This is a genomic window from Maribacter luteus (assembly GCF_009674825.1).
GTDB lineage: Bacteria > Bacteroidota > Bacteroidia > Flavobacteriales > Flavobacteriaceae > Maribacter_A > Maribacter_A luteus.
This window is the reverse complement of the sequence record NZ_WKJH01000029.1, coordinates 1-520: the sequence shown is the minus strand read 5'-3', so window position 1 is coordinate 520 and position 520 is coordinate 1. Positions and strand designations below refer to the sequence as shown.

Here is a 520-nt window from a genome sequence, read left to right as displayed (position 1 = left end):
TGGGGACAGACCGACATAACCGGCCAAATGCTTTACACTATTGAACCTTCTCAGATCCCCCAGTTCACATAATATACCACAGGCAACGATCCCTCCAATGCCGGGTATGCTCCTGAGCAACATATAATCCTTCTTATGGTACGTTTTGCAATACCTACGAAGCTGAGTGGAAACATCCCGAAGCTCTTGGTCCACAAAACGGAAGAAACGCATACGACTCTCTAAAGTCGCTTTTGCCGTCGGGTTCTCAAACACAATGCCATCTAACCATTTACGGTACTTATGGCTCCAATGGTCGTTGTCAAATTCTTCCGGCTCTTTAATACCGAAATACAACAACTGCATTTTGATGTAACTCTTTATCCTCCGAAAATCCTTGACAAGATCGTTTCTGCGCCTAAATAGACTTCGTAACTCCTCTCGATCCACATCGGGAACATGGATACCCTCCAAACGACCGTCCTTTAACTCTCTTGATATCAACTGCGCGTCTATCCTGTCGGTCTTGGTATGTTTCTCC

General features: G+C 45.4%; 1 protein-coding gene. It reads right to left on the bottom strand.

Annotation, left to right across the window (positions count from 1 at the left end; translation table 11 throughout):
• A partial coding sequence (locus GJ691_RS17155) for a transposase (protein ID WP_154369154.1) occupies window positions 1-520 on the bottom strand: 520 nt, incomplete at both ends.